The 6,263-nt window shown below is 55.3% G+C and carries 4 protein-coding genes and 1 rRNA gene; all 5 read left to right on the top strand.

Features of this window, described 5'->3' with window-relative positions:
- The 5 genes from rrf (at position 1) to aceK (ending at position 6,252) form a co-directional block, all read left to right on the top strand.
- A 5S ribosomal RNA gene (rrf, locus tag ACJBF3_RS17895) occupies positions 1-115 on the top strand.
- Between the two features lie 206 nt (positions 116-321).
- Positions 322-1,251 carry a homoserine O-succinyltransferase gene (metA, locus tag ACJBF3_RS17890; RefSeq protein WP_045328960.1) on the top strand — a complete coding sequence of 310 codons (930 nt, stop codon included), beginning with the start codon at positions 322-324 and terminating at the stop codon, positions 1,249-1,251.
- Between the two features lie 270 nt (positions 1,252-1,521).
- Positions 1,522-3,123, top strand: a complete 1,602-nt coding sequence (gene aceB, locus ACJBF3_RS17885) for a malate synthase A (protein ID WP_045328958.1) — start codon at positions 1,522-1,524, stop codon at positions 3,121-3,123.
- 31 nt (positions 3,124-3,154) lie between these two features.
- Positions 3,155-4,459, top strand: a complete 1,305-nt coding sequence (gene aceA, locus ACJBF3_RS17880) for an isocitrate lyase (protein WP_045328956.1) — start codon at positions 3,155-3,157, stop codon at positions 4,457-4,459.
- A gap of 56 nt (positions 4,460-4,515) precedes the next feature.
- Positions 4,516-6,252, top strand: a complete 1,737-nt coding sequence (gene aceK, locus ACJBF3_RS17875) for a bifunctional isocitrate dehydrogenase kinase/phosphatase (protein WP_045328953.1) — start codon at positions 4,516-4,518, stop codon at positions 6,250-6,252.
- Positions 6,253-6,263 lie beyond the last annotated feature (11 nt).

Raw genomic sequence — 6,263 nt, 5'->3', positions numbered from 1 at the left:
CTGGCGGCTTTAGCGCGGTGGTCCCACCTGACCCCATGCCGAACTCAGAAGTGAAACGCCGTAGCGCCGATGGTAGTGTGGGGTCTCCCCATGTGAGAGTAGGGAACTGCCAGGCATCAAACAAGAAGAACCCCGTACCGAAAGGTGCGGGGTTTTTTGCTTTGTGCGTCATAAAATCAGGGTGGATGGCTTAGCAGGCCGCACCCCTCCTTGAAACTTTCTCACCTTCCGCTTGCAGACTCGACATTATCCCCGTTTCTGGGTATCGTTAGCTGTCTGGATGTCTAAACGTTTATACGTATGCTGTGAGGATACAAAGCTATGCCGATTCGGGTGCAGGACGAGCTACCAGCCGTCAATTTCTTGCGTGAAGAAAACGTCTTCGTCATGACGACTTCGCGTGCGACAGGTCAGGAAATTCGCCCGCTGAAGGTGCTTATTCTCAATCTGATGCCAAAGAAGATCGAAACAGAAAACCAGTTCCTGCGTCTTCTGTCGAACTCCCCGCTGCAGGTCGATATTCAACTGCTGCGAATCGATGCCCGCGAATCACGCAATACGCCTTCTGAGCACCTGAACAACTTCTACTGTAACTTCGATGATATTCAGGGGGAAAACTTCGACGGCCTGATTGTAACCGGCGCCCCGCTCGGTCTGGTTGAATTTAACGATGTCGCCTACTGGCCGCAGATCAAACAGGTTCTGGAGTGGGCAAAAGATCACGTCACGTCCACGCTGTTTGTCTGTTGGGCGGTACAAGCCGCACTCAATATTCTCTATGGCATCCCCAAGCAAACCCGCACTGAAAAGCTCTCCGGCGTATACGAACACTACATTCTCCATCCACATGCGTTGCTGACGCGTGGGTTTGATGACTCTTTCCTGGCCCCGCATTCTCGCTATGCTGATTTCCCGGCCCAGCTGATTCGTGATTACACCGATCTCGAGATCCTGGCCGAAACGGAAGATGGCGATGCTTATCTGTTTGCCAGCAAGGACAAGCGTATTGCTTTTGTGACCGGACACCCTGAGTACGATCCGCATACTCTCGCGTCAGAGTATTTTCGTGATGTTGAAGCGGGTCTGAATCCGGATGTACCGTACAACTATTTCCCGAAAAACGATCCGCAAAACAAACCGAGAGCAACCTGGCGCAGCCACGGGAATTTGCTTTTCACTAACTGGCTCAACTATTACGTCTACCAGATAACGCCATACGATCTGCGTCACATGAACCCGACGCTGGAGTAATCTTCTGCACTAAACGATCCTAAAGCGTTTCAGCTATTCAAATCAGGCACCTTCGGGTGCCTTTTTTATTTCCGAAATACCACTCATCATTCAATAAAACTTTAATTCCAATAAAATCATATAATTAATTGCATAATATAATTAAAATGGAAATTGTTTTTGATTTTAGAAAAAATATAGATAGTCTTAATTCTGCTGAGCGAAAACTACCCAACGATCTTTCGTTCGCATCGGGAGCGTGATTTTGGATCTTTGATGAGGAGCAGAGTAATGACTCAACAGGCAACGACGGTCGATGAACTGACCTTTACCCAGCCGTACGGCGAGCAAGAACAGCAGGTTTTGACGCCAGAAGCGGTAGAGTTTCTGACTGAGCTGGTGACCCGCTTTACGCCGCAGCGCAACAAGCTGCTGGCGGCACGCATTCACCAGCAGCAGGAAATTGACGATGGCAAGTTGCCTGGTTTTATTTCGGAAACCGCTTCCATTCGTCGTGGCGAGTGGAAAATTCGCGGAATTCCTGAGGATTTACAGGATCGTCGCGTCGAGATCACCGGTCCGGTAGAGCGCAAAATGGTGATCAACGCCATGAACGCGAACGTGAAGGTCTTTATGGCCGACTTTGAGGACTCGCTGGCACCTGACTGGCGTAAGGTCATAGAAGGGCAGATCAACCTGCGCGATGCCGTGAACGGCACCATCAGCTATACCAACGAAGCCGGAAAAATCTACCAGCTCAAACCGAACCCGGCGGTGCTGATCTGCCGCGTACGCGGTCTGCATTTGCCTGAAAAACACGTTACCTGGCGTGGGGAAGCCATTCCGGGCAGCCTGTTTGATTTCGCACTCTATTTCTTCCACAACTACAAAAATCTGCTGGCAAAAGGCAGCGGCCCCTATTTCTATCTGCCAAAAACGCAGGCCTGGCAGGAAGCGGCCTGGTGGAGCGAGGTCTTCAGCTATGCGGAAGATCGCTTCAACCTGCCGCGCGGCACCATTAAGGCCACGCTGCTGATTGAAACGCTGCCTGCCGTGTTCCAGATGAATGAAATTCTGCACGCCCTGCGCGACCACATTGTCGGCCTGAACTGTGGACGCTGGGACTATATTTTCAGCTACATCAAAACCCTGAAAAATTATCCCGATCGCGTCCTGCCGGATCGCCAGGTCGTGACCATGGATAAACCGTTCCTGAGCGCCTATTCGCGTCTGCTGATCAAAACCTGCCACAAGCGCGGTGCCTTTGCGATGGGCGGCATGGCGGCGTTTATCCCGAGCAAAGACGCAGAGCGCAACAATCAGGTGCTCAACAAGGTGAAAGCCGATAAAGAGCTTGAAGCCCGTAACGGTCACGACGGGACGTGGATTGCCCACCCTGGCCTGGCCGATACGGCAATGGACGTCTTTAACCGCGTCCTCGGCGACAACAAAAACCAGCTGTTTGTCACCCGTGAAGACGATGCCCCAACGGCTGAAGAACAGCTGCTGGCGCCGTGCGCGGGCGAGCGTACCGAAGAGGGCATGCGCGCCAACATTCGCGTCGCCGTGCAGTACATCGAAGCCTGGATCTCCGGTAACGGCTGCGTGCCGATCTACGGCCTGATGGAAGATGCCGCAACGGCGGAGATTTCTCGCACCTCTATCTGGCAGTGGATCCACCATCAAAAAACCCTCAGCAACGGCAAGCCGGTGACCAAATCCCTGTTCCGCCAGATGCTGGCCGAAGAGATGCGGGTGATTCAGGACGAGCTCGGCGAACACCGCTTCAGCAGTGGACGCTTTGACGACGCTGCGCGCCTGATGGAGCAAATCACCACATCCGATGACTTAATCGACTTCCTGACCCTGCCGGGCTACCGCTTCCTGGCGTAATCCACCACATAACAATATGGAGCATCTGCACATGAAAACCCGTACCCAACAAATCGAAGAACTGAAGAAAGAATGGACACAACCTCGCTGGGAAGGCATTCGCCGTCCTTACAGCGCGGAAGAGGTGGTGAAATTACGCGGCTCGGTTAACCCGGAATGTACGCTGGCGCAGAACGGTGCGGCGAAAATGTGGAAGTTGCTGCACGGTGGTTCCAAAAAGGGCTATATCAACAGCCTCGGGGCGCTGACCGGCGGTCAGGCCCTGCAGCAGGCGAAAGCCGGTATTGAGGCTATCTACCTCTCCGGCTGGCAGGTCGCGGCGGACGCCAACCTGGCCTCCAGCATGTATCCGGATCAGTCGCTCTATCCGGCTAACTCCGTGCCGTCGGTGGTGGATCGGATCAACAACACCTTCCGCCGTGCGGATCAGATCCAGTGGGCCGCCGGCATCGAACCTGACGATCCGCGCTTCATCGACTACTTCCTGCCGATCGTCGCGGATGCGGAAGCGGGCTTCGGCGGCGTGCTGAACGCCTTCGAGCTGATGAAATCAATGATTGAGGCCGGTGCAGCGGCCGTTCACTTCGAAGATCAGCTGGCGTCAGTGAAGAAATGCGGACACATGGGCGGTAAGGTACTCGTTCCAACACAGGAAGCGGTCCAGAAGCTGGTTGCCGCGCGTCTGGCGGCTGACGTGCTCGGCGTGCCTACGCTGGTCATTGCCCGTACCGATGCGGATGCGGCGGACCTGATCACCTCTGACTGCGACCCGTACGACAGCGAGTTCATCACCGGCGAGCGCACCAGCGAAGGGTTCTATCGCACCCATGCGGGTATCGAACAGGCGATCAGCCGCGGGCTGGCGTACGCGCCTTACGCTGACCTGGTCTGGTGCGAAACCTCCACGCCGGATCTGGCGCTGGCAAAACGCTTCGCTGATGCTATTCACGCGAAATACCCGGGCAAACTGCTGGCCTACAACTGCTCGCCGTCCTTTAACTGGCAGAAAAAGCTGGATGACAAAACCATCGCCAGCTTCCAGCAGCAGCTGTCCGACATGGGCTACAAATACCAGTTCATCACCCTGGCGGGCATCCACAGCATGTGGTTCAACATGTTCGACCTGGCCCATGCCTATGCGCAGGGTGAGGGCATGAAGCACTACGTCGAGAAGGTGCAGCAGCCGGAGTTTGCGGCAGGCAAAGACGGTTATACCTTCGTGTCTCACCAGCAGGAGGTGGGCACCGGCTACTTTGATAACGTGACCACCATTATTCAGGGCGGCACCTCCTCCGTCACCGCCTTAACGGGTTCAACGGAAGAAGCACAGTTCTGATGTTTTCCCCCTCTCCCCTTTGGGGAGAGGGTTAGGGTGAGGGGTAAGGGGAATTTATGTCGCGTGGCCTGGAATTACTGATTGCCCAAACTATTTTGCAGGGCTTCGATGCCCAGTATGGTCGTTTTCTTGAAGTGACCTCCGGCGCGCAGCAGCGCTTCGAACATGCTGACTGGCATGCGGTTCAGCAGGCCATGAAGCAGCGTATCCACCTCTACGACCACCACGTGGGTCTGGTGGTGGAGCAGCTGCGCTGTATTACCGACGGTAAAAGTCCGGATGCGGATTTTTTACTGCGCGTGAAGGAGCACTACACCCATTTGTTACCCGACTACCCGCGCTTCGAGATTGCGGAGAGCTTTTTCAACTCCGTCTATTGCCGGTTATTTGACCACCGCTCGTTATCTCCTGAGCGGTTATTTATCTTCAGCTCCCAGCCCGAACGACGCTTTCGAACCATTCCCCGTCCGCTGGCGAAAGATTTCTTTCCCGATCGCGGATGGGAAAAGCTCCTGCACCGCGTGCTAACGGATCTGCCGCTGCGCCTGCCCTGGGAGAATAAAAGCCGGGATATCAGGTATATTCACGCGCATCTTAGCGAAACCTTCGGCGCGGAGGCGCTCGGCCGCAGCCATCTGCAGGTGGCTAACGAGCTTTTCTACCGCAACAAAGCCGCCTGGCTGGTGGGCAAACTGGTTACGCCGACCGCCATCGTGCCGTTTCTGTTACCGATCCACCGTACCGACGACGGGGAACTGTTTGTCGATACCTGCCTGACTACCAGCGCCGAGGCCAGCATCGTATTTGGCTTCGCCCGCTCCTATTTCATGGTATACGCCCCACTGCCTGCCGCGCTGGTGGAGTGGCTGCGCGAGATCCTGCCGGGTAAAACCACCGCCGAGCTGTATATGGCGATTGGCTGCCAGAAGCACGCCAAAACGGAAAGCTATCGCGAATACCTGCGCTATGTCACCGCGGCCGATGAGCAGTTTATTGAAGCGCCCGGCATTCGCGGCATGGTGATGCTGGTCTTTACGCTACCGGGCTTCGACCGGGTGTTTAAGGTGATTAAAGACCGGTTCGCACCGCAGAAAGAGATGACCGCCGCGCACGTCCGCGCCTGCTACCAGCTGGTCAAAGAGCACGACCGCGTCGGACGCATGGCGGATACCCAGGAATTCGAAAACTTTGTGCTGGACAAACAGCAGATCGACCCGGCGCTCATGGCGCTACTCATGCAGGAAGCGCCTGCGAAAATCACCGATCTTGGCGACAAAATCGCGATTAGCCATCTCTACATTGAGCGCCGCATGGTGCCGCTGAATATCTGGCTGGAGCAGTCTGAAGGGCAAGCGCTGCGCGATGCCATAGAAGAATACGGCAACGCGATTCGCCAGCTTGCCGCCGCCAATATTTTCCCGGGTGATATGCTGTTTAAAAACTTTGGCGTCACCCGTCACGGGCGGGTAGTGTTCTACGATTACGATGAAATCTGCTACATGACCGAGGTGAATTTCCGCGATATACCACCGCCGCGCTACCCGGAAGATGAGCTTTCCAGCGAGCCGTGGTACAGCGTTTCTCCGGGCGATGTGTTTCCGGAAGAGTTTCGCCACTGGCTGTGCGCCGACCCGCGCATCGGGCCGCTGTTCGAAGAGATGCATGAGGATCTGTTTCGTGCCAGCTACTGGCGCGGACTGCAAACGCGGATCAAAAATGGGCACGTCGAAGATGTGTATGCATACCGCCGCAAGCAGCGGTTTTGCATTAGGTTTTCAGAGGGCATCATGTAGGCCGGGTAAGG

Origin of the sequence: Enterobacter sp. PP-008-ECC_S150 (assembly GCF_045257065.1) — a bacterium.
Taxonomy (GTDB): domain Bacteria; phylum Pseudomonadota; class Gammaproteobacteria; order Enterobacterales; family Enterobacteriaceae; genus Enterobacter; species Enterobacter chengduensis.
Note: the sequence above shows the minus strand (reverse complement) of the source record. Positions and strands in the feature narration are given on the sequence as shown.